General features: G+C 56.1%; 22 protein-coding genes and 1 pseudogene. 13 read left to right on the top strand and 10 right to left on the bottom strand.

What is annotated here, in order from left to right; all coding sequences use genetic code 11:
- Positions 1-20 precede the first annotated feature (20 nt).
- The 5 genes from G6N80_RS04850 (at position 21) to G6N80_RS04830 (ending at position 5,146) form a co-directional block, all read left to right on the top strand.
- Positions 21-809, top strand: coding sequence for an ABC transporter permease (locus tag G6N80_RS04850; RefSeq protein WP_165132372.1), 789 nt, complete (start codon positions 21-23; stop codon positions 807-809).
- A gap of 87 nt (positions 810-896) precedes the next feature.
- Positions 897-2,255 carry an FAD-dependent oxidoreductase gene (locus G6N80_RS04845; RefSeq protein ID WP_165131710.1) on the top strand — a complete coding sequence of 453 codons (1,359 nt, stop codon included), beginning with the start codon at positions 897-899 and terminating at the stop codon, positions 2,253-2,255.
- Positions 2,252-3,412, top strand: a complete 1,161-nt coding sequence (locus tag G6N80_RS04840; protein WP_062553883.1) for a CaiB/BaiF CoA transferase family protein — start codon at positions 2,252-2,254, stop codon at positions 3,410-3,412. The genes G6N80_RS04845 and G6N80_RS04840 overlap by 4 nt, the downstream gene beginning before the upstream one ends.
- The gene (locus G6N80_RS04835; RefSeq protein ID WP_165131708.1) at positions 3,409-4,182 is read left to right on the top strand and encodes an enoyl-CoA hydratase-related protein; all 774 of its coding nucleotides are present in this window, start codon (positions 3,409-3,411) and stop codon (positions 4,180-4,182) included. Before G6N80_RS04840 ends, G6N80_RS04835 begins: the two co-directional genes overlap by 4 nt.
- 40 nt (positions 4,183-4,222) lie before the next feature.
- Complete coding sequence (locus G6N80_RS04830; protein WP_062553885.1) at positions 4,223-5,146, top strand: LysR family transcriptional regulator; 924 nt, start codon at positions 4,223-4,225, stop codon at positions 5,144-5,146.
- A gap of 3 nt (positions 5,147-5,149) precedes the next feature.
- Here G6N80_RS04830 and G6N80_RS04825 read toward each other — a convergent pair whose 3' ends face one another.
- Both G6N80_RS04825 and fdxA read right to left on the bottom strand, forming a co-directional pair.
- Positions 5,150-6,034 carry a dihydrodipicolinate synthase family protein gene (locus tag G6N80_RS04825; RefSeq protein ID WP_062553886.1) on the bottom strand — a complete coding sequence of 295 codons (885 nt, stop codon included), beginning with the start codon at positions 6,032-6,034 and terminating at the stop codon, positions 5,150-5,152.
- Positions 6,035-6,061: 27 nt separating this feature from the next.
- Positions 6,062-6,391 carry a ferredoxin gene (gene fdxA / locus G6N80_RS04820; RefSeq protein WP_062553887.1) on the bottom strand — a complete coding sequence of 110 codons (330 nt, stop codon included), beginning with the start codon at positions 6,389-6,391 and terminating at the stop codon, positions 6,062-6,064.
- 175 nt (positions 6,392-6,566) lie between these two features.
- Between fdxA and G6N80_RS04815 the strand changes: the two genes are divergently transcribed.
- Together G6N80_RS04815 and G6N80_RS04810 are read left to right on the top strand one after the other, a co-directional pair.
- Positions 6,567-6,851, top strand: a complete 285-nt coding sequence (locus G6N80_RS04815) for a MarR family winged helix-turn-helix transcriptional regulator (protein WP_165131706.1) — start codon at positions 6,567-6,569, stop codon at positions 6,849-6,851.
- Between the two features lie 544 nt (positions 6,852-7,395).
- Positions 7,396-9,165, top strand: coding sequence for a diguanylate cyclase (locus tag G6N80_RS04810; protein ID WP_343048624.1), 1,770 nt, complete (start codon positions 7,396-7,398; stop codon positions 9,163-9,165).
- A gap of 1,177 nt (positions 9,166-10,342) precedes the next feature.
- Here G6N80_RS04810 and G6N80_RS04805 read toward each other — a convergent pair.
- Positions 10,343-10,852, bottom strand: a complete 510-nt coding sequence (locus G6N80_RS04805; RefSeq protein ID WP_165131702.1) for a response regulator — start codon at positions 10,850-10,852, stop codon at positions 10,343-10,345.
- Between the two features lie 449 nt (positions 10,853-11,301).
- Between G6N80_RS04805 and G6N80_RS04800 the strand changes: the two genes are divergently transcribed.
- Positions 11,302-12,504 carry a vWA domain-containing protein gene (locus tag G6N80_RS04800; protein WP_165131700.1) on the top strand — a complete coding sequence of 401 codons (1,203 nt, stop codon included), beginning with the start codon at positions 11,302-11,304 and terminating at the stop codon, positions 12,502-12,504.
- A gap of 438 nt (positions 12,505-12,942) precedes the next feature.
- Here G6N80_RS04800 and G6N80_RS23460 read toward each other — a convergent pair whose 3' ends face one another.
- Together G6N80_RS23460 and G6N80_RS04795 are read right to left on the bottom strand one after the other, a co-directional pair.
- Positions 12,943-13,077, bottom strand: a complete 135-nt coding sequence (locus tag G6N80_RS23460) for a hypothetical protein (RefSeq protein WP_281360720.1) — start codon at positions 13,075-13,077, stop codon at positions 12,943-12,945.
- Between the two features lie 226 nt (positions 13,078-13,303).
- Entirely contained in the window at positions 13,304-13,699 is a 396-nt protein-coding gene (locus tag G6N80_RS04795; protein ID WP_165131698.1) for a hypothetical protein, read from the bottom strand.
- A 148-nt stretch (positions 13,700-13,847) separates the two neighbouring features.
- Here G6N80_RS04795 and G6N80_RS04790 point away from each other — a divergent pair, with 148 nt between their 5' ends.
- The 3 genes and pseudogenes from G6N80_RS04790 to G6N80_RS04780 form a co-directional block, all read left to right on the top strand.
- Positions 13,848-14,165 carry a hypothetical protein gene (locus G6N80_RS04790; RefSeq protein ID WP_062554847.1) on the top strand — a complete coding sequence of 106 codons (318 nt, stop codon included), beginning with the start codon at positions 13,848-13,850 and terminating at the stop codon, positions 14,163-14,165.
- Positions 14,140-15,735: a methyl-accepting chemotaxis protein gene (locus G6N80_RS04785; protein ID WP_165131696.1), complete on the top strand. Its 1,596-nt coding sequence runs from the start codon at positions 14,140-14,142 to the stop codon at positions 15,733-15,735. The genes G6N80_RS04790 and G6N80_RS04785 overlap by 26 nt, the downstream gene beginning before the upstream one ends.
- A gap of 622 nt (positions 15,736-16,357) precedes the next feature.
- Positions 16,358-16,584, top strand: a pseudogene (locus G6N80_RS04780) (transposase domain-containing protein); the annotation flags it as partial.
- A gap of 108 nt (positions 16,585-16,692) precedes the next feature.
- On the opposite strand, the gene G6N80_RS04775 reads toward G6N80_RS04780, so the two are convergent.
- The 5 genes from G6N80_RS04775 to G6N80_RS04755 form a co-directional block, all read right to left on the bottom strand.
- On the bottom strand, positions 16,693-17,139 hold the full coding sequence (locus tag G6N80_RS04775; protein WP_165131694.1) for a carboxymuconolactone decarboxylase family protein: 447 nt from the start codon (positions 17,137-17,139) through the stop codon (positions 16,693-16,695).
- Between the two features lie 95 nt (positions 17,140-17,234).
- Positions 17,235-17,672 carry a cupin domain-containing protein gene (locus G6N80_RS04770; protein ID WP_165131691.1) on the bottom strand — a complete coding sequence of 146 codons (438 nt, stop codon included), beginning with the start codon at positions 17,670-17,672 and terminating at the stop codon, positions 17,235-17,237.
- A 15-nt stretch (positions 17,673-17,687) separates the two neighbouring features.
- The gene (locus G6N80_RS04765; protein WP_165131688.1) at positions 17,688-18,440 is read right to left on the bottom strand and encodes an SDR family oxidoreductase; all 753 of its coding nucleotides are present in this window, start codon (positions 18,438-18,440) and stop codon (positions 17,688-17,690) included.
- Between the two features lie 11 nt (positions 18,441-18,451).
- Positions 18,452-18,964 carry an RrF2 family transcriptional regulator gene (locus tag G6N80_RS04760; RefSeq protein ID WP_062554843.1) on the bottom strand — a complete coding sequence of 171 codons (513 nt, stop codon included), beginning with the start codon at positions 18,962-18,964 and terminating at the stop codon, positions 18,452-18,454.
- Positions 18,965-19,096: 132 nt separating this feature from the next.
- Positions 19,097-19,993 carry a LysR family transcriptional regulator gene (locus tag G6N80_RS04755; protein ID WP_165131685.1) on the bottom strand — a complete coding sequence of 299 codons (897 nt, stop codon included), beginning with the start codon at positions 19,991-19,993 and terminating at the stop codon, positions 19,097-19,099.
- Positions 19,994-20,131: 138 nt separating this feature from the next.
- Here G6N80_RS04755 and G6N80_RS04750 point away from each other — a divergent pair, with 138 nt between their 5' ends.
- Positions 20,132-20,461 (top strand): nuclear transport factor 2 family protein, encoded by a 330-nt coding sequence (locus tag G6N80_RS04750; RefSeq protein WP_062554842.1) that lies wholly within the window; start codon positions 20,132-20,134, stop codon positions 20,459-20,461.
- On the top strand, positions 20,458-21,237 hold the full coding sequence (locus G6N80_RS04745; RefSeq protein ID WP_165131682.1) for an SDR family oxidoreductase: 780 nt from the start codon (positions 20,458-20,460) through the stop codon (positions 21,235-21,237). Before G6N80_RS04750 ends, G6N80_RS04745 begins: the two co-directional genes overlap by 4 nt.
- The last annotated feature ends 118 nt before the right edge of the window (positions 21,238-21,355 follow it).

Genomic DNA, 21,355 nt, shown 5'->3' with positions numbered 1-21,355 from the left:
CTCGGCCAGGGGAAGGCGCAATGCGGCGGGCCATGCGGACAAACCGATTGCTGGCACCAGTCGTCGATAACCTTCCCGCAGTTCTTGCCATTGCCGGATGTGTTCTGCTCTGGCAGCTCATTGTCTGGGGCTTTTCGGTGCCGACATTCATGGCACCAAGTCCGGTCGCGGTTCTGTATGCCTTCAAGGAAAACGGCGCGATACTGTGGAGCAATCTGCTACCGACCCTTCTGGAGGCGGCCCTTGGTCTCGTATTCGGAAACCTGGTAGCGGTTCTGCTGGCGGTCTGGTTCGTCTATAGTCCGCTGGCGGAAAAGGCTTTTTATCCAATCGCCGTCATCATCAAGTCAATCCCCATCATAGCCCTGGCGCCAATCCTCGTATTGTTGGTAGGCAATGGCATTGCGCCGAAGATCATCATTGCCGGGTTGATCTGCTTCTTCCCGACTTTGGTCAACATGGTACAAGGGCTGAAATCGGCGAGCCCGGCCATGCTCGATCTGATGCGGGTTCTGTCAGCCAGCAATAGCGAGATTTTCTGGAAGGTCCGTCTTCCAGCCTCTCTGCCATTCCTGTTTGCGGCCCTGAAAATCGCGGCGACCAGCAGCGTCATGGGTGCAATCGTGGCAGAATGGATTGGCTCAAGTTATGGGCTCGGCGCGCTGATCATCGAAGCAACCTATAACTTCCGCTCGCCATTGCTCTACGCAACGGTGGTTATCGCCGCGACGCTGGCCGTGGTGCTGTTCTTCGTCGTGTCCATTGCGGAGAAGAAGGTCATCCGCTGGAAGCCCTCCAGCCACGAATAGACCTCCACCAACCTGAAACCAGAATAATCGCGCGTCCTGCAGACTGCGCAACCCTTCACCGTGCCGGCATGACCGGGAGGAACGACCATGCACGCTACCATTCACATCCCTCAGCGCCCCGCGACTATTGTCGATAGATCCGATGTCGTTGTCGTCGGCGGTGGACCCGCCGGAATATCGGCCGCTATTTCTGCTGCCCGAAATGGCGCGTCAGTCACGCTCATCGAGCGCTATCCTTATCTCGGCGGCCTGGCTGCTGGCGGCATGGTGCTTGTGCTGGATGATATGGTGAATGGTCTGGAGATCACCGTTCAGGGCATCTGCACCGAGATGATCGAGCGCATGCGCTCCAAAAACCTCTGCGTCGTGCCGGATGAGAACGACCGACAGATCGATCAACGCGACTTGCCGGAGAGCTGGCGTCGCTGGGCACGCTGGGGTCTCTTCGATTTCCACACGCCGACCGCGCCACATCCCATCTGCTATGCCGCCGCCTTCGATCCTGATGGTTTCAAACAAGTGGCCTACGACATTTTCTCCGAATGCCGTATCAAGCTTCGCACCCATAGCTGGTTCTCCTCGGCAATCGTTGAAGACGGGGTCATCAAGGGCGTGGTGTGCCAGACCAAGTCCGGTCTCGAAGCCATCATGGCGGGCGTCGTGATCGATGCGACCGGGGATCTGGATGTGGCTGCCAATGCCGGTGCCTCGCATATTGAGGATACGTTTATCCTTACCACCGTCTCGCGCTGGGGCGGCGTCGATACGGAAGCTGCGGAACGTTTTGAGTTTGAGGAGCCGGAAGCCTTCAAGGCGCTCGATCATGAAGCCAAGCGTCTCATCGGCGGTTGCTGGTCTTATTGGTGGCTGAAGACGCCGCTGCCGGGCGTGATCTGGCTCAACTGCCCGCATATGCCGAAACTCTCCGGCCTCAAGGTTGAGGATCTGGCGGCGGCGGAAGTGGAGGGCAGGGCGCGGATGGGTCGCTTGATGGAGTTCGCCCGTGCCAAGCTTCCAGGGTTTGAGGACGCCTATGTGGTGGATTTTGCACCACAGACGGGGGTGCGCCAGACGCGCATGTTGCAGGGTGAATATGTGGTGACCAAGGATGACGTGATGAGCCGTAGGCATTTTGCGGATACCATCTGCCGCGGCCGCGACTACTACACACCCTACCGCGCCATGCTGCCCAAGGAAGTGGATCAGTTGCTGGTGGCCGGTCGCCATTATTCGGCAACGCCACAGGCGCAAAAATCCAGCCGTGAGATACCACCCTGCATGGCTATGGGCGAGGCGGCAGGCATCGCTGCCACTGTGGCCCTCAATGCCGGAACGACTGTGCGTAAAGCCGATATCAAATCCATACAAAAACAGATGCGCGCGCAAGGGGCCGATCCGGGCGACACCCCTTCCGCAAATGCCAGCTACCTGGAGGCAGCAGAATGAACACTCTTCCCCTTTCCGGCATTCGTGTCGTGGATTTCACGCAAGTGATGCTTGGTCCCTGCTGCACGCAGATGCTGGGTGACTACGGCGCCGATGTCATCAAGATAGAGAAGGAGAAGATCGGCGATCTCTCCCGTTGGTCGCTGGGCTCGGATCCAGACGGTCTGAACAACCCGGTCTTCTGCTCGCTCAATCGCAACAAGCGCAGTCTGGCGCTGGATCTGAAACGGGAAGATGCGCGCGCAAGCGTGCTGGCGCTGATCGATCAGGCGGATGTCGTCGTCAACAATTTCCGCCCCGGTGTGATGGAGCGGATGGGGTTTGGCTATGAGGCGCTGAAAAAGCGCAACCCCAAGCTCATCTATGCTGTCGGCACCGGCTACGGTCTGACGGGTCCCTACGAGCACAAGGGCGGACAGGATGTGCTTGCTCAGGCGGTATCCGGCGTCATGCGGCGCAAGTCCGATCAGAGCCATCCGCTTTCCATCTACGCCACGCCGCTCGCGGATTTCTCAGCAGGCATGCATCTCGTACAGGGAATTCTGCTGGCGCTTCTTCATCGCGGAAAAACCGGGGAGGGCCAGCAGGTGGCTGTCAGCCTCTATTCCTCCATGCTTGCCATGCAGATGCAGGAAGGCACAGTGCATATGATGCGCAACAAGGAGCTGAACTGGGGCGCCTTTCCGCTGACCGGCGTCTTCGAGACGACCGACAGTGCAATCGTCATGGTCGGCGCCTTCAAGCAGAACCCGCTGCAGGATATCTGCAAGGCGCTGGAGATCGAGGATCTGTCAGCCAATCCGCGCTATGCCAATTTCGACGTTCAGATGCAGCATCGCCCGGAATTGCAGACCGTCTTCCGCGAGGAGTTCAAGAAGAATTCAACCGCCCATTGGGTCAAGCGCCTCGAGGAGGTGGATATACTCTGTGCGCCGGTTCGCACCATTGCCGAAGCGCTCGAAGACGAGCAGACGCTGATCAACCGCATGATCCTGGAGGCCGGGGAAACTGCGGCAGGGCCAATCCGGTTGATCGGCTCGCCCATCGATATGTCCGCCGCGCCGGTCAGCGTTCGTATTCCGCCGCCGCGCCTTGGTGAGCACAACGGTGAAATCCTCGCATCCATTGGCCCGGATGGCCGTGAGGATGCGGCATGAGCGTACAGTTCGTGGTGATTGATCGGGTCGCGCGGGTCACGCTTGAACGGCCCGAGCGAATGAATGCTGTCGATGCCGCGACGGAAGCTGCACTCGAAGCAATCTGGCAGGAAATCGAGGGCCGCGACGACATCAGCTGCGTGGTGCTGACTGGGTCCGGCGCAAAAGCCTTCTGTGCCGGTGCGGATATGAAGGGAGTCGATAAATCCGGCATCGAATATTGGGCGGAAGATCGGCCCAATGGCTTCGGCGGGCTTTCCTTCCGCCGCAGTCTTGATGTTCCGGTGATTGCACGCGTCAATGGCTTTGCGCTCGGCGGCGGGTTCGAGATGGTGCTCGGCTGCGATATCGTGATTGCCGCATCGAATGCTCGTTTCGGCCTGCCAGAGGCGCGGGTGGGGCGCATGCCGCTCGATGGCGGCATGGTGCTGCTGCAACGGAAAATTCCACATAATCGCGCCATGGCCGTTCTGATGACCGGCCGGCAATTCAGCGCCGCCGAGATGTACGAATTAGGGATTGTCAATGAAGTTGTGCAACCCGAGTATCTGGACGAAGCGGTCGAGCGCTGGGTCAGTGAAATTGTTGCCTGTGCGCCGCTGTCGCTGAAGGCCATCAAGCATACGGTCAATCGGACGGGGCATCTTTCGCCTGCCGAGGCGCAGGCCTTGCGCACCAAGCCGCTTGTCCGTGCTCTGCAAAGCGAAGACGCGCAGGAAGGCGTGACAGCTTTTCTCGAGAAGCGAAAGCCGGTCTGGAAGGGACGCTGAGCTTGCGGTAAAACTATGGATGTGAACCGCCGGAGACGCCATGCACGCCAGCATCCTCAAGTATTTTGCGGCCGTTGCCCGCTCCGGCTCCATTCGCAAGGCCTCCGAAGAGTTGCATGTGGCGACCTCCGCGCTCAGTCGCCAGATCAAAAAGCTGGAGGATGAGCTCGGCATCCCATTGTTCGAGCGGCTGCCGGACGGGTTGCGGCTGACGGGGGCAGGAAGGATCGTGCTTCGCCATGCTAAGGCCACGCTGCAGGATTACGAGGTCATGCGAGGCGAGCTTGGTGATCTCGCCGGGAAAATCACCGGTCGAATTCCGATTGCGTGTCTGGACAGTCTGGCGATCACTTTCATGCCTCAGTGCCTGACGGATTTCATGCGCAGCCATCCGGCAGTCGACTTTCGCATTCGCACGGAAAATTATGCCCGGATATTTCGCTTGCTGACGGATGACGATGTGGATGTGGGCATCACATTCGATATCGCCCGGCCCGGTGATGTGCGCCTGCTTTCGTCGGTGCCTATGCCCATCATGGCAATTGTTGCGAAGGGGCACCCGCTGGCCAAGATGAAAACAGTCTCCGTCGAGCAATGCGCCCAGTTCAAGCTCCTGCTGCAACTCGATAATGACGTGACAAGCTGGATGTTTTCGCTGGAACTCGGCGCGCTGGAGCGGCATGCTCGTGCATTGGTTTCCAGCAACAATCAGATGATGCTGAAGCCACTGATCCTTTCCGGCGCGGGTGTCGCCTTCTATACGCCCATGGGCTTTTACGAGGAATTGAAGTCGGGTGAAGTGCTGGCGCTGCCGATTTCCGGCGTCAGAAACGAAGCCGCGCAATTGGGCGTGATCATTCCCAGAACCCGCAAGTTGCCCTATGCATCGGAGGTCATGGCCGGATATCTCTCTGACCGCCTCGCAAAGTTTGCGGCGACGATCGAGGAGATCGTCGCCCGTTGAGGTTCAGGCGGCCTTTTCACGGGCCTCAACCAGATCCGCCAGAGACGATTGTGCAGCCGGATCGGTCAGCGGCATATTGGGCGGCATGACATTCGACCAGACCTGATTTCCGCTGCGGCGACCTACCAGATGCTTGACGGCTGCGACCAGCGGATAGGCGGCAATGCCGGTTCTGAGCTCTCGAACGTGTGTCTGAAGTTCAGCGTTTTCTTGATCCCGCCACAGGAGATCGGAGCAGCGAGGATCGACATTGACGGAGGCTGAGATGCAGCCGGCAAAGCCTGACTGATCCGCTTGCGCCAATGATGTTTCGCTGCTGGGGAAGACCGCGAAATCTGCGATCGCCGTGAGTTCGCGAGCGTAATCCAGATTGCCGGAACTGTCCTTCGCACCCTTGAGACGCTCGGGAAAAGCTGCCTTGAGGCGCGCGGCAAAGGACGGGCTGAATGCGATGCCGGTAAGCTGCGGGAAGTTATAGAGGTAGATGTCGATGGGGCGATCCGCCGTCGCCTCGATGATCCGGCTGAACCAGGCAAACAGCCCATCTTCCGCTACGGGCTTGTAATAGAAGGGCGGCAAGACGAGAGCTGCCGCAAATCCGAGTTCAGCGGCAAGTTTCGTCAATTCGATCGTGGTGGCCAGGTCTGGCACTGCCGTTCCCACCATCAGGCGAGAACGGTCAAGTTGCGTCGCCGCAGCTGTCATGACCTGCTTGCGCTGAGCAACGGAAAGCGAATTGGCTTCGCCCGTCGTGCCAAGCACGTTGAGAGCGGAAGCACCATTGTTCAGGCACCATTGGCAATGTTCGATGAAGGCATCGATGGCGATTTCGCCGTTTGCTGTAAACGGCGTCGGTACGGCGGGGATCACCCCCTTGATATTGGACATGCTGCAATCTTCTCCCCAGGGAATTGTTTAAGCGGATAGCTTCTCGAATGATGCGATGGCGGGATGATCGACGGGCAGCATTACCTTTTCCCAGCCGCCCGGAGAGCCGAGGCCGCTGACGCTCGCCGAGAAGAATTCCCTGTTGATCTCGATGAAGTCTCGGGCATCGGCTTTGATCTCCTCATCCCAGGCAATTGCATCAACGGGACAGATCGACAGGCAAAGGCCGCAATTGATGCATTCATCCGGGTGAATGTAGAACATTCGCCCGCCCTCGTAGATACAATCGACTGGACAGGCCGCGGTGCAGGCTCCGTCCTTCACATCGATGCAGGGACTGGTGATGACATAGGCCATGCGCAACGCTCCTCGTCTGCGCCACTTGATGCAGGACGCGATCAGCGCATGGTTTCAGAACGAGGCGTTGCTGGGAAGTTGAGAGTTGAGAATTGTTCGTTGCCGTAAAAGCAACGGAGGTTTCCGGGCAGCAAAAAACATGATCGCCCCGACATGAATGACCGACCGTATGTGAATGACCAAGGGGGCCATCACGAAGCTCGCGGATAGCCTTACCGCGCGCGGATATCTCATCCGGCTCACCGACCCGACTGACCGGCGAACCCAAATCCTGAACATCACGCAGAAGGCTTTTGACATCCTGCCGGCCCTGGCTGCGCTGGCTGACGAAAATTCTGAAGAATCGTTTGGGGATCTGCACCAGACTGAGCGGGAAATGCTCGCGCAACTGCAAAAAAAAGATCGTCGAGGGATATGGAATAACCACCCGACCTTGCCCCCAAGTTTTATTCAGTTTTGAGTTCGCTCCAACGGTTGTTGAAGTGCACCCCGATTTTGGGCCAGCGGGAGCTGGAATTTTCCGGGGTTAAGGCTCAATTCGGCGGGGGTGCCGATGAACCGTTTCCTCTATGAACCACGCTTGATCACCAAAAACTGGCGTTGCGTGCTTATCATCCATGGTTTAGCCTCAGAAGGCATCTTTGCCAAAAATTGAGCCAGCGAGAATGCTCTGGCATGAGTAAGGATCAGCCGGGTTTCTCCATAAACTGCTCTTTTAGCTTTTTATCATATGCTCGCGTCAGAAGTTGGCGTGAGAGCATTTCGCTTGGGCGGTTGTGACTATGCGCGAACAGGTGGCTCCAGTTCACTCTGAATGAAACCACCAGTATAACCGATGGTCCTACCGAATGACGGATGCCTGGAAAGTCCTTGTTGGTAACCTTGCCGCAGTTGCATTCATAGTATCGTTATGGGCCCATCTGTCATATCGGCTTCATCGCCTAACTCGAATACAGCGAGCAGTGGGGCTTGGCGTCACGTTCGGTCTCGCAGCACTTGCTTCAATGACCCTTGCCGTACGGTTTGACGTCGGGGTGATTTTTGATCTTCGCCTCGCGATCATTGAATCGGCTGCTGTCTTCGGTGGGCCCGGACCCGCATTTATCGCCGCTCTCATAGCCGCTGCTTTTAGAGTTTATCTTGGGGGCGCGGGAGCTCTTCCTGGATTGATCGCGATCGGTATCGTCTTCACGTGTGGTGTTTTGCTGTGGTTCATCGCCAGATCGAAACCGATGAGTGATTCGCCTTCAATCCTCAGTGCAGCAGTTCTTGCAGGTGCACTGTCAATCTCTGTTCTTGCAATATTGCCTCAGTATGACTTCGAGCGAGCTGTCAAACAGATGGGGGTTCCAATTGTCCTTTTAAATTTCGCGGCAACGGCAGCGATCGGCTTCTTTCTATCCCATTTTCGAAAGTTCACGCTTGAGCGCGATATCTTGCATGCGGCTTTGACCCAGGCTCCCGACTATCACTATGTCAAGGATCTTCATCACCGGTTTGTGGTGGTCAACCAGAACGTGGCTCACCATAATGGTCGAGCAAGCCCGTCCGAAATGGTAGGGCTAACCGATAGAGACCTGGCCCCGAGTGAACGTGCAGACCAGCTAATGGCCGACGAGGCAAACGTACTAAGAACAGGTAGACCCCTTGACCATTTTGAAGAATACCTGATCGAGGAGGGTAAGCCACCTCGCTGGTATTCGACGTCAAAGGTTCCGTTGCGCAATCGGGATGGAGAACTTGTCGGGCTAGCGGGGGCAACGGTGGATATTACCGAGAAGAAGCTTCTGGAGCAGGAGCTTTCCGCGAGCCGAAACATGATGGCAACTGCGATGGCAGAAATGTCAGACGGGTTTGCAATGTTCGGGCCAAACGGGCGAATTGTCTTTTGCAATGAGAGGTACAAGGCACTGTTCCCGAAATCCGGATATGCTCGCAAACCAGGTGCGCATATCCTCGATATTCTCAAAGTCACCGCTCGTAGTGGCGAACGAAACGATCTGCCATCGGATGTGGACGATCACCAGATAAAAATAACGGCGGAGAAGTTGTTCACAGACAAGGATGAAATCTTCCAGCTTGCAGATGGACGCTGGCTTTCCCTCAGAACCAGAGCAACAGACGAAAATTACGTGTTGGCACTCGTGTCCGACATCACCTCAGTCAAAGAATCTGAGCTGTCGTTTAAAAGTTTTGCCGAGCAGATGAAAGGATTGGCAGAAACCGATGCATTGACGGGGCTGGCCAATCGTCGATCTTTCGATGAAAGCTTGTTGCGAGAGTTTGAAACAGCAGCAATCTCAGGTCGACCATTGTCAACGATCCTGATTGATGTCGACAGGTTCAAGGCCTTCAACGACCGATATGGCCATATGGCGGGAGACGCCTGCCTAAAGTCTGTGTCTGCAGCGCTTGCTAGCGTAGCGCGACGGTCTGGTGACCTTGTCTGCCGGTTTGGCGGCGAAGAGTTTGCAATTCTTCTGCCGGATACTGATCTTAAAACTGCGCTAATCTTGGCTGAAAAGGTGCGCACATCAATTGCTCGACTCGGCATTCCGCATGAAGAAAGCGAACACGCTGTGGTCACCGCAAGCTTTGGTGTCGCAGTTTTTACGAAAGGGTCAACCGTAAGTCACCCGACTGAGCTGGTGGCGCGGGCTGATCTCGCGCTTTACCAGGCGAAGGATCAAGGGCGGGATCGAGTGACGTTCATTAAGGAGGGTGAGGATATCCTAATGCGTCAGTTCTCCGCGTTCAATGACCATGCCCAATGAGGCGAAGCGGCAGCTGCTTTCGCCTAAGCAGGATTGTTCGCGCGAAGCGTCGTATGCTTGATGGAGCAGCAGATCCTTCAGATAGGCAAAATTGTGAATGCTGCGTTTGCATAACAATGAACGTTCTTAACGCTGACCAAGCACGACACTGCGTGTGTGCTGACGCAAGGAGCTTTCTCTCAACCCCGTTGATCCGCAATGTCGTAGTCAGCGCGCCCTCGCAAAACCGGCAGCGCGGGCGTCGGCTTCATTGCAGAACCATCGTTCTGTTAGCGACGAACTTTCGATGAACCAATGGCGTAGAAACTGATTGGTGTGATAGGATCGCGATCCGTCGTGAGCAATGACCCCAAGGATACTACAACGGGGGTCCAATGTCTTGCGCAGGTCCTTCCAGTCGGAGCTTGTCGCGCCAAACGTGGAGGACATAACAACAAACCACGCGCAAGCCGTAGCAAAAAAAGGCTAGTGCGCTTAAACAAACCAGCTTTAGCAGGTGCAGTGGCTTATCGTCATCATGAGTATGATCGGAACCGGTGCGGAGTCTCAGAGCTTTTGCAGACATGTAGTAATTCTACAATCCAGAAATCGCCGGGCAATTAACCGAGAACAAGAAAAATTTAAATATTCTAATATACAAATCAGGGGTGATTTTTCGCATTACATAAGCAAATGTCACAATAGCGGAAATTGCTCTTGCAGGCAGTGGGCAGCCCACAAGAGCAGTTAGGTCCGCGCAAAGCTGAACCTAGATCGCATTCCGAAACAATCAACGTCGTGAATCTGTTTTGTTACATTTCTGCAAATTAAACTCGACTCTGTACGGTAGAGGACGCCACCGTCGGCTTACGATGCCGCTCGACGATGAGTCTACTCTGTCCAGCTGCCGTGAGCGAGGTGCAGATGCGTCGATCATGGCTAACTCCAGGACAAATGCCTCTCGTCGCGCTGTCAGCCGATGCGTCGCCGAGCTTCTAAATTTATTGCGAGGAGAGGAACAACGATGGTTGGGCAAGGACTATAGGCAGGGACGGCGGCAACGTCCAATCGGTCTCTGCACTGCCTTGTGACTGCAGTCTATTAGACCCCTTCGCCTGGCGCGCCCTTCAGAGCAAGTGACAGTTTGAACGCACGGCAAGCCGGTCCCCTGCCAGGCCTGACAGGATCAGCAATCGAGTCATTGTGTGGCAAGGTTCATCTCCGCGAGCATCCGCTGGAGCACTTCGACTTTGAACGGCTTATTTAGTCTTTGCAGATCCGGGGCCACCCTTTCAACGTCTGCATAGCCCGAGATTATCAGGCATGGAAGGGTGGGGCGAAGGGCCTGAACGCGCTTGCTCAGTTCCACTCCATCCATACCCGGCATCAGATGATCCGTCACAAGCAGCGTCAGATCAGACAGGTTATCGAGCGCTGCAAGAGCAGCCTCCGCACTGGATGCTTCAATAACTTCGAAGCCAATCTCATCAAGCATGTGTGCTGTATGGATGCGAACAACCTCTTCGTCATCGACGAGCAGCGTCTTTCCCCGGTGGATGGGGGATGACGGGCCGCCCCTCCGTATTGTCAGAGGTTGAAGAGGAGAACCAGCCGCCTCTGGCAGCCAAAGCTCAACATTTGTGCCTAATCCCAATTTGCTAAAAATCCGGATGCCGCCACCAAGCGGTTGGGCAAGACCATGCACCATCGAGAGGCTAAGCCCAGTCCCTTGCCCTATCCCCTTTGTCGAAAGACGGCGGACGTTTCGTTACAAGCTGGTCTGCGACGAGGGAGGGGGACATTCTGCTTCGCCTGAAACTCGCGGCGCAAGGATACGATATTTTGCATATGAGACTGACTAAGTCTTTTAGATCCGAGGACTGCCCTAATTATAAGAATTGGTCGTGAGCTGACTTCGCAAGAGCCCGACCTGCCTGGAAGCGGAGTTCCAGCTCGCCGGCCTCCTCGGCGATGATTATCGGCAAATGTTGATTAACTATCACGCGCAAGAGCATGGTTAGTGTCGCTCGCAAGTTAAATTAGCCTTCACTAATCCAAATTACCGGTTGATATACGATCAATGCTCACTTTTTGAGGATCTAAATGTCCCGTCAAATTGAACGGCTCCTTCGTGATAGATCTGGAAACTTTGGAATCATGACCGCAATTCTGGTGCCTCTTGTATTTGGAGTTGCCGGCTTTGGCATAGATGCAACGCACGCATTTGCTGAAAAGAACCGATTGCAGGCTCTGGCAGATGCTGCTGCTCTTGCTGCCGCAACCGCGATGGCTGATCAGGGAAACATGAGCTCTGAGGAAGCTGAAGCACTTGGACTCAATGCATTTGTTTCGCAGACCTTGGCAACCGAGCCTGCAAAGACAGCAGCCCAGAAAGCGGAAGACGAGAAGAAGCTGAAGGACAGCACCACGTTCGCAGTCAGCACAACAACCTCAGGAAACTCAGAAACGTACGACGTCCGGATGACATCAACCTATAATCTCTCCCTGAATGGCATGAGTGCACTTCTGGGCTTCAATAATTTCAGGATTTCGGTTGAAAGCCAGGCCTCCAGCGGCCGACAGGGAAATGCATTGTCGATGTATCTTGCACTGGATGAGTCAGGATCGATGGCTTGGGACACGACGACTGTCGATCCCGTCGCGCCTACAAAGAAAGTTAAAAAGCAGCGCAAAGAGAGATACCCGTGTCCTGGCAATGAGACACAGATGTGTGAGCGCACGGTTGATGAATGGGTTGATGCTACCAATTACATTACCAAAATCGCTTCGCTTAAAGCAGCCGCCGGTGTGATGTTTGATGAGCTCAAGAAGGCTGACCCCAACAGCAGCCTGTTGCGTCTCGGTGCCTCGTCTTACGATGACAAGACAAAGACCGAGCAGCGCATTGAGTGGGGCAGCAGCGACGTTGCCCGATACGTAAACAAGATATCCGAAAAGCCAGACGGTGGAACGGACGCGAGTGGTGCGTTAACCAATGCGTTGACAGCGTTGGGTCGGACCAACCAGACGGAGAAAAACGCTCATGACGCGAAGAAGAATAAGAATTTCGAGCGTTTCATCGTCTTCATGACGGATGGAGAGATGACGGGGAGCACGGGTGTCTGGAACAAGTCAATTGATGACAAGGTGCGTGGAATTTGCGATCAGGCGAAGGCCGATGGCATCAAGATTTATGCAATCGCTTTCATGGCACCTGCCAAAGGAAAGACGCTTCTGGAGGCCTGTTCAAGTGGGGCCGCAGACTACTACTACGAGCCCACGACAATGAATCAACTCGTCCAGACCTTCGGTGAAATAGCGCGCAAGGCTGCCAAAACAGGCACCCGATTGACCAATTAAATGGGATGCCTCGGTTTGCTTGAACAGTTCCGGAGCTTTTGCAAAGTGGTTTTCGGCGTTTCCCCCAAGCGGAATTAGCTGCGGTTGGTCAAAGTGAACCTGATCAGGGGTTTTTCGGTCAAGGGAAGAACGCGGGTGTCGGTCATTGCAGAATGCTACATATCGGCCCATTCCGGCCCGGGCCTCAGGGATCAACTGCATGCTCCTGGCCGAGGGTCTCCCGTGACTTTCAGTGACCCGCGGACAATGTCGCGCTCGTTCTTGCGACGTACGTTCGGGAATGGTGTATCCGAGGTTTTCGATGTTTGGATGCGCCGTTTCCGCCCATCAGAGCGATCAGCGCCGGACTCAGCAGGGGCGGGATACAAACCATAGAACTGGAAGGGCGTCATGACATTCAGATTTTCCGAAGTCGGGACAGGGAACCGATCACGAGAATCAGCGGTCCAGATGCTGAAATCGGTACACATCGCGGGCGGCGGGCGGACGGTTGATAATCGTTCGCCCATTGCGATCGCGCATGACATAGCGTCCACCGATCAACTGCTCCCGGATCCCGTTTGAGTGTTTCAATTCAAAACTCGTGTTGCTGTCGACCGATTGCGGCCGGCGGTCGGTCTGGCTTAGTCCAGATCATTGACTAAAGCATCGCGACGCCGTGGCGGTGTCGTGGACTTGATAGCGATGAAAAGTATGAACTTTGGCAAGATCTCGGGGCTCTACGCGCTCTTGCCAAAGCTCCAATTCCGTTGCTGCGTTTGCAGCAGGTATGCCGTGACCGGAAAAGCCCGACCGTGCGCTAGCTGAATTTGTATGACCTACAACCTCGCGCGCTCGCTGCCAGCAACGGCATTTTCCTCAGGTAATTGAAATGGGATGCTTCACCTACGTCGAAAGACAGCGTTACAAATTTGCCGGTGCCCGCCGTCTGCTGGTCACGTTGCCGGTCAGCTCCGCCAATCATCGGCAGAGGCGGCAGCCCGGCCTTAGTAGCCGGTGAAGCGGCATGAGTGATTTCCTCACTCATCATCAATGCTGTTCTGCATCCTAGATGACGACCACCCGCGCCAAAAACAGACGCGAACAAGAATCCCCACCCCTTCTTCGAAAGAGGCGCATTTGCTTCCTCTTCAACCTGTGGTCTGCGCACGTCATTTGAAAGCTGCAAAGGCCAAGATATTCTTACCTGGATCAAGAAGTTTTCCACTTCCGCAGCGGGATAATCGAGGGTGACAAACGGTAAGTCAGCCGCAATACAAATCGATGATTAGTTCTAGCTAAAAAATTAAACTGCTGTTTACTTATTTCTTCCAAATCTGTCGGACCTGTAGGTGGAAAAGCTCATGGATATCAGGTTGATATTTGCCAACTTCGGACTGTGTACTCTTCTCATTTTTGCAGTCTGGGCCGCTCCTCGAGGCGATACGGTACTCGTGATCAGCAGTCCTTTTGAATCGAATGCAGCGAGAATGAATCGAATTGCTCAGGCAGATGGGAGGATCGTTTCCGCCGGACGCTACGAGTGGATCATTGTTGCTTATTCAACCAACCCTGATTTTCCATCCAGGTTGATGAAGGCGGGTGCGTTGGTAGTTTTGAATGAGAATCTTGCAGTTGGCTGCAAGAGGGGGGAAAATGGCTTCTTTGGGAAGACTTCGTGAGTTTGCCGGCCGCGGCGTAATTTCAATACTTTGGGTCAATGTGCTTCTGATCTTAGCACGGGAGTTTTTCGGATCGGAAGCCATCGATTGGGTGCCTGTTCTTGCAGCAATTGCCGTTGCGATTCCCTCGACAATCGCTTGGTACAAGGACCCGGTGGGGCCGACAACGCGCCTGATGGCAGCAACGGCAAACGCTGCCAGTGTAGCGCTAATTGTGTATTCCTTCCGCGGTTCGCCCCTGCAGATTGACGCGCATATGTACTTCTTTGCCTCACTGGCCATATGTGCAACTTTGATTGATTGGCGTGCGATCATGGCATATGCGGCACTTGTGGCATGCCATCATCTCTTTCTCTACTTCATCATGCCACTGGCAGTGTTCCCAACGGCGTCGGACGTTTCTCGCGTCATGCTCCACGCCGTCGTGCTGATCGCGCAGACACTCGTCCTCATACCCTTGACGCTTGCCCTTTCGAAAGCTTTCGAGTCGGCTGACGATGCCGTAAGGCAGGCGGTGGCCGCACAAAAACAGGCAGAGAATGCAGCCCTCTTGATTGAGACGGCCACTGCAGAGGCAGACGCAGAGCGCCAATCGCGGGAAGCAGAGAAGAGTAAAGAAGCAGCAAAAATAGCCGCTGCTGTGGACGTATTGGGAGATGCACTTAGGCAGCTTTCTTCCGGCAATCTCTCATATCGAATCAATCAGGCCCTGTCAGACGATCTTGATGAACTTCGAATGTTGTATAACTCCTCAATGCAGGGGCTGGAGGCGGTTATTGCCCAGGCCAATGACGTCATCGCGCAAATCAATGTCGGTAGCCGCCAGATCAACGAAACGAACCATGATCTTTCTGTTCGTTCTGAACGTCAGGCAGCAACGATCGAAGAAACCTCCGGAGCCTTGTCACACTTGACGGATGCGGTGGCTTCAACTGCAAGACTTGCCCATGACGTCAGTGCGACGTTACAAAAAGCCACCGACGGTGCGAACCGATCCGGCGTCGTGGTCAACGATGCGATTGAAGCCATGGGCAAAATTGCGGGCTCCTCCAGCCAGATCGCCAACATAATTGGCGTCATCGACGAGATTGCTTTCCAGACAAATCTGCTTGCGTTGAACGCAGGCGTAGAAGCTGCACGCGCAGGGGAGGCAGGCAAGGGATTTGCAGTCGTGGCAACGGAAGTGCGCGAACTTGCTCAGCGCTCGGCTCAGGCAGCCAAGGAGATTAAGACCCTGATTAATGCTTCTGGTGATCAGGTGAGCTCAGGTGTCGATCTTGTCAACAATGCCGGCAACGCGCTGGAAGCCATCATTGCTGAAATAACCTCAATCGGAAATGCCGTTGCGCAGATCACCACCAATACCACCGACCAAGCAAGCGGTCTTTCGGCGATTGATCATGCAATATCGGGATTTGGGAGGGACACGCAACAAAATGCAGCAATCGTTGAAGAATCTTCGGCAGCCATGATGTCTTTGGCGACAGAAGCTGAAGCACTACAGCAACTCATGGCTAGGTTCATGATTCCTTCTTCGCGTGCCGCCCCTCAATCAACCAAGGCTGCCTGAGCCATCTGGCCACCTGAGCGGTGGCGGCCCTTCGCTCCTTGATAAACTTCAACGTCTTAGGTTTATACTGGCAGCTGAGCTTCCTTTGTTGCATTCATGCGCTCTAGGTTTATGCTCAGCACCTCATTTTTGCGTGCGAGAAACTAGCACTAAGCCAGTCAAGAAACCGCCGTGGCTGAGCTTCCGACGCGCGCCGGTCATCCCTTGGTATGGAAAATCAAGAACGCAACCGACCGGTGTTTTAGGGGTAACTAGTGAATGTGACAAATGAGCCAGCAAAAAAGGTCGGCGTCATCACTGCAAATGGATCTTGGCATCCATATTATTCCGCTAATTTGTGGCTTTCATAGTTAGCCAGCCAGATGAATCAATGTGAGCATGGCATCGGGGGTGCGTTGTACCAACCCCCAAAGCAAAGTGATATCTGAGAAAGAGGGTAAGCGGCAAGGAGGCCCCATCTGGCATCGCTGATACTGGGCAGGGTATTTTGGACAAACGAGTTCTCTGAATGTGAGGATCTATGTCTAGGCCTGCGGCTAGCCTTGGATTGATGCGAATGATCGAGGCGGTGCCCGATCGCCTTGACGGGTCGCCCCGACAGTTGCGGCGGTTCTGGTCCGACGAGCTCGACTCCACCATCGTTGAGCGCGCCATCAGGCCCCAGACAATTACGCGAAAGAACAGTCTCTTCGCTGGCAGCGATGGCGGTGGAAGGACCTGGGCGACAATCGCCACACTCCTTCAGACGGCGAAGATGAACAACGTAGATCCGCAGGCCTGCTCACCCAGACCCTTGAGCGCATCGCCAACGGCTGGCCTAGCAGCGATCTCGATGCACTCCTGCCATGAAACTAGAAGCCTGAACGGCCTCAGCTCGCCGCTTACGTCGCTGGCGCAGCTTGCCGGACCTTTGCGAGGCGCGGCAGGCTACCTGTTTCTGCAGTGTCGCGGGCCCGATCAAGCCTTCGCTGCCACCGGAAGACGGAACGGCGCACCAAGTCGGTTAAAGGCGTTCATCGCAGCTATGGTGATTGTGAGATCGACCAGATCTCTTGGTTCGAAAGCTGCAGCGGCAGCGGCATAAGCCTCGTCTGACGCATGGGTGTGGCTGACATTCGTGACTTCTTCAGTCCAGGCCAACGCTGCCTGTTCCTGCTCGCTGAACAAGTGAGGCACCTCGTCCCACACCGGTAGCAGCGCGATCTTGTCGACAGACATCGTCTTGCGCAGATTGCGGCTGTGCATGTCGATGCAGTGGGCGCAGCCATTGATCTGCGACACGCGCAGAAAGACAAGGTGGATCAGTTCGGCCGGCAGGTTCGTCTTGGCTATGACATAGTGGTGAACACCGAAGAGTGCCTTTGCTCCCTCGGGGGCGACTTCGGACCAGTTCAGGCGGGACATATTGTTTTTCCTTTCTTGAGGGCACGGTTTTCCGGGCGCCGGAGAATCCGTCGTTGCTTGTGAAGTAGCTGGAGTAAGAAGGCTGCTAAGTGGGGCTACGGCTTGCGCGGCGTCGTCAGGACTGTGTCGTCGGTATCGACGACGAAGACGGCGAGCAGCTTCGCCGGTGCGGTGTTGCTGGCATTGGCGCTGACGTCGTGGTCGTCTCCGGGCAGCTCGGTGAAATTCTGACCGGCGGTAAAGGTCTTTGTCTCGCCACCGTTCACGGCGCTCTGGATCGCGCCTTCTAGGACCGTGGCGTAGATGAGCGCGGACTCCGCATGCGGGTGGGCAGAGCTGTAGCCGCCGGGTCCATACTCGACAAGGACGCCCTTGACGCTCTTGCCGGGGTGGTCGAGCAGGGGATGCTCGTAGACGAGTGTCACCTTCGCATCCTTCGTGTCGTATGTGAGTCCGGGCTTTGTCACGTCATGGGCGGACGCGGTCGCAAGGAGCGCCGCGAGTGCCGCAGACGCATAGAGAATGGTCTTCATGATCGTGCACTCTCCTCAAGCCTTCAGCCATTGCGCAATGGTGATCTGGCCTTTGATGTACTCCCCGCCGGGCACCAGTGAACCCTTCGCGACAGGAGCGCCGAAGTAATCAACCGCGGCGTCTGCGGTCACCGGCCGGACGTCGCCCTTTGCATCGAGATATGCCCGGATAAAGGAACCGAACGGTGCCCGTTCCGGTCCAGCAAGATCGATCGTTTCATTCTTCGGCTCGCCCAGCGCGGCTTGCACGAGAGCGGCGGCCACATCGGTGGCCGCGATCGGCTGGAAGTCGATATCCGGCACCTTGACCGCGCCGTCGGCTGCATAGGCGCCGGTCAGGGTTTCGATGAACTCGTGAAACTGTGTTGCCCTGACGATGGTATAGGCTTGACCCGAGGATGCGACGGCCTCTTCCTGCGTCAGCTTGCCAGCCATGTAAGGATTAGCCGCAAGCTGGTCAGCGTTGACGATTGAGAGGGTAACGTGATTGTACACGCCCGCAGCCTGTTCGGCGCTCGTCAAGTTCCGGCTCGACGTCCCGAAAAAGTCGGTGATGACGTCCTTGTCGAACGACATCATGTTTGAGACGTCGATGACGGCGTCGACGCCCGCGAGCGCGGCTTGCAGTCCTTCGCCCGTATAGGCGTTGATTCCGTTGCGGGAGCTGGCGACGACGGCTTCGTGGCCAGCGTCCTGGAGCAATTTCACTGCCTTCGATCCGATCAGGCCCGTGCCGCCGATGACGACGACCTTCTTTATCTTGGTCATGGTGCTTTCTCCTATGACAAGGCGCGATTGCCCGTCTTGCGTTCATGGAGTTCAAGGAAGGCGCATCCTCGGGCGGCGATACCGCCGTCGTCGTCTGCGCCGAGGTCCTCCAGAAGGTGCGCGACGGACACCTTGGCGAGTTCTGCGCGATAGGCCTTCTCGGCCTTCAGCATCGCTGTGTTGATCTGGCAGGGCTTGGTGAAGTAGCGCTGCGGAAGAGGGTTTGGCCCACGCTGGCGGATCTCTGCGCATCGGAACGCGGGCGCCGGACCTTCAACCGCAAGGACGATGTCGAGCAGGCTGATGTCTTTCGGCGCCTTGGCCAGACGGTAGCCGCCCTTGGGGCCCGGCGTCGTCGCGACGATGCCTGCGCCGGACAGCGCCTGCAGATGCTTCAGCAAATAGCTCGTCGATACGCCGTGCAGTTCGGCGAGTGCTGCGGCCGACAGCACGCCTTCCTCGGACAAGCCGGCAAGGAAAGCCACGCAATGAATTGCCTGTTCGACACCTTCGCTCAATTTCATGGTAGGCCTCCTAATCATGGATAACTTTTATCCGTGATTAGCCTCGATGTCAATCCCGGATCCGTGGGCCGAAACCGGCTATGAGATCAGGAAACGAAGCTTCGAAGGCCAGTCGCCTTGTCAAACCGATGGTTATCGGTTTGCAAACTCCCTGGCGGCCTGAATGAAAGCGGTAAATGCCGCTGGCGGGTTTTTCCTCCCGGGATAGTACAGCGCCAGAGGTGCCAGCGTCGGCGTCCAGTCATCGAGAACGCGCACCAGGCGCCCGGCTACAATGTCTTCGCGGACGTCTGCCTCCATAACGTACCCGAGCCCGACACCATTTTGCGCGGCGATCCTCACCAGACTGGACTCGTCCAGGGTGATCGAGCCTTGCACGTCGATCTGGACGGTGTTCCCGTCTTTTTCGAATTTCCATCGGAACAAAGCGTTGTTGGGAAGGCGGGCGCGGATGCAGCGGAACCGGTACAGGTCGGTCGGAACGACCGGCCTTCCATGCGTTCTCAGGAATTCCGGGGATGCAACCACGGCGTTGCTGCGCCTTAGGCCCAATGGCACGGCGATCATATCGGCGGGAACCAGCTCTGCGGGCCTGAGACCAAGGTCGAAGCCGGCTGCGACGATATCGACAATCCGTCCTTCGGTGACCAGGTCAATATGCACTTCAGGATGGCGCTGCAAAAACGCAAGGATGAGCGGCTCCATCACTTCCCGTGCTGCCGTCGCAAACGCGTTGATGCGTAGCGTGCCTCTCGGAATTTCCTGAAATGACTGAGCGGCGAGCATAGCATCGTGGATGTCAGTCATCGCTGGGCCAACCCGTTCAACGAAGGTCTTTCCCGCATCGGTCAGCGAAACGCTTCGCGTTGTCCGGTTGAACAGGCGGATGCCGAGGCGCTGTTCGAGTTTTGCGATGGAATTGCTCAACGCTGTTGTCGATATCCCGAGGTCGAGGGCGGCCGCTCTAAAGGAGCCAAGGCGAGCAATGCTGAGAACGGCATCAAGGTCAGCAAGAACAGACCGGGTCATTGTCCCTCTTTTCGCAATGCCTCATCCTGATTTATCCCGCTTATTTGGTCAATGAGATTGATCTAGCCTCCAGTCAATTGATCTCAAACGCAGATCGAAACAGAGCCCAAGGGCTCGGACAGGACCGGGAGAAATCGAATGACAGTCAAATTACCCAAGGCCATCGAGACTTACTTCAAGGCAGACCGGACAGGTAGCCCGGATGCGGTTGCTGCCGCATTCACCGAGAACGGCTTCGTGAAAGACAAGGGCAAGACCCACCGGGGCCGCGATGCAATCCGCGCGTGGATAGCTGATGAGACACAGCAGTATATCTACACCGTTGAGCCCTTCTTGATCACCACCGAGAACGGAAAGACCCAGGTAACAGCGCACGCGGCTGGGGAATTTCCAGGTAGCCCCATCGATCTGCGGTTCTTCTTTGTCCTTGCCAGCGACAAGGTCGCTGAACTGGAGATTAGCGTATGACACAATTTATTGACCTGAAAGGCCGTCGCGCCCTCATCACTGGTGGGACCTCGGGTGCAGGCGCAGCAACAGTGCGTTTGTTCAAGGCGCTCGGCGCTCGCGTTCTGACCACTGCCCGCAAGAAGCCCGCAGACTTCTCCGGCGCAGCGTTTGTCGAAGCCGATCTGACCACCATCGCGGGGGTTAAGACCGTCGTGGACGCGGTGAGCCAAGAACTCGGCGGCATTGATATCCTTGTAAATGTGCTGGGGGGCTCGTCCGCCCCTTCAGGCGGCTTTGCAGCGCTGACCGACGATGAATGGGAAAAGGAGTTCAATCTGAACTTTTTTCCGGCGGTCCGGCTGGATCGCGCACTCATTCCCGGGATGGTCGCTCAGGGAAGCGGCGTCGTCATCCACGTGACCTCGATCCAGAGACACCTCCCGCTACCGGAAGCGACGACTGGCTACGCTTCAGCCAAGGGGGCGCTCAACACCTACAGCAAAAGCATTTCCAAGGAGGTTTCTCCGAAAGGTGTGCGGGTGGTGCGGGTCTCTCCCGGTTGGATCGCCAATCCGGGGGCCAACGGTCTCGCTCTGCGCATCGCCGAGGAAGCCAGAATTGACTACGAAAAGGCAGTGCAGGTTATCATGAATTCACTGGGCGGCATACCGCTTGGACGTCCGGCCAAGCCGGAAGAGGTTGCTGATTTGATTGCGTTTCTCGCATCGGATCGAGCCGCATCAATCACAGGAACCGAGCATGTAATCGACGGAGGGACCGTCCCAACCGCTTGATCTGGCCATCAACTACTCTTGCAGATCAGGCGGGTGCCTGAGTGCCTCAAGGCTGAGATTACCAAGGTCACGGCAAGCCATGCGCCGGTCGTGACGCAGCCGACGGTCATCGCCGATC

The organism is Rhizobium rhizoryzae (genome assembly GCF_011046895.1).
GTDB classification, from domain to species: domain Bacteria; phylum Pseudomonadota; class Alphaproteobacteria; order Rhizobiales; family Rhizobiaceae; genus Neorhizobium; species Neorhizobium rhizoryzae.
This window is presented reverse-complemented; position numbering and strand designations above follow the sequence as displayed.

Bases quoted from the DNA above. Each gene is read 5' to 3' on its own strand.
- G6N80_RS04850 (WP_165132372.1), top strand. From the start codon at position 21: ATGCGGCGGGCCATGCGGACAAACCGATTGCTGGCACCAGTCGTCGAT.
- G6N80_RS04845 (WP_165131710.1), top strand. From the start codon at position 897: ATGCACGCTACCATTCACATCCCTCAGCGCCCCGCGACTATTGTCGAT.
- G6N80_RS04840 (WP_062553883.1), top strand. From the start codon at position 2,252: ATGAACACTCTTCCCCTTTCCGGCATTCGTGTCGTGGATTTCACGCAA.
- G6N80_RS04835 (WP_165131708.1), top strand. From the start codon at position 3,409: ATGAGCGTACAGTTCGTGGTGATTGATCGGGTCGCGCGGGTCACGCTT.
- G6N80_RS04830 (WP_062553885.1), top strand. From the start codon at position 4,223: ATGCACGCCAGCATCCTCAAGTATTTTGCGGCCGTTGCCCGCTCCGGC.
- G6N80_RS04825 (WP_062553886.1), bottom strand. From the start codon at position 6,034: ATGTCCAATATCAAGGGGGTGATCCCCGCCGTACCGACGCCGTTTACA.
- fdxA (WP_062553887.1), bottom strand. From the start codon at position 6,391: ATGGCCTATGTCATCACCAGTCCCTGCATCGATGTGAAGGACGGAGCC.
- G6N80_RS04815 (WP_165131706.1), top strand. From the start codon at position 6,567: ATGACCAAGGGGGCCATCACGAAGCTCGCGGATAGCCTTACCGCGCGC.
- G6N80_RS04810 (WP_343048624.1), top strand. From the start codon at position 7,396: ATGACCCTTGCCGTACGGTTTGACGTCGGGGTGATTTTTGATCTTCGC.
- G6N80_RS04805 (WP_165131702.1), bottom strand. From the start codon at position 10,852: ATGGTGCATGGTCTTGCCCAACCGCTTGGTGGCGGCATCCGGATTTTT.
- G6N80_RS04800 (WP_165131700.1), top strand. From the start codon at position 11,302: ATGACCGCAATTCTGGTGCCTCTTGTATTTGGAGTTGCCGGCTTTGGC.
- G6N80_RS04790 (WP_062554847.1), top strand. From the start codon at position 13,848: ATGGATATCAGGTTGATATTTGCCAACTTCGGACTGTGTACTCTTCTC.
- G6N80_RS04785 (WP_165131696.1), top strand. From the start codon at position 14,140: ATGGCTTCTTTGGGAAGACTTCGTGAGTTTGCCGGCCGCGGCGTAATT.
- G6N80_RS04775 (WP_165131694.1), bottom strand. From the start codon at position 17,139: ATGTCCCGCCTGAACTGGTCCGAAGTCGCCCCCGAGGGAGCAAAGGCA.
- G6N80_RS04770 (WP_165131691.1), bottom strand. From the start codon at position 17,672: ATGAAGACCATTCTCTATGCGTCTGCGGCACTCGCGGCGCTCCTTGCG.
- G6N80_RS04765 (WP_165131688.1), bottom strand. From the start codon at position 18,440: ATGACCAAGATAAAGAAGGTCGTCGTCATCGGCGGCACGGGCCTGATC.
- G6N80_RS04760 (WP_062554843.1), bottom strand. From the start codon at position 18,964: ATGAAATTGAGCGAAGGTGTCGAACAGGCAATTCATTGCGTGGCTTTC.
- G6N80_RS04755 (WP_165131685.1), bottom strand. From the start codon at position 19,993: ATGACCCGGTCTGTTCTTGCTGACCTTGATGCCGTTCTCAGCATTGCT.
- G6N80_RS04750 (WP_062554842.1), top strand. From the start codon at position 20,132: ATGACAGTCAAATTACCCAAGGCCATCGAGACTTACTTCAAGGCAGAC.
- G6N80_RS04745 (WP_165131682.1), top strand. From the start codon at position 20,458: ATGACACAATTTATTGACCTGAAAGGCCGTCGCGCCCTCATCACTGGT.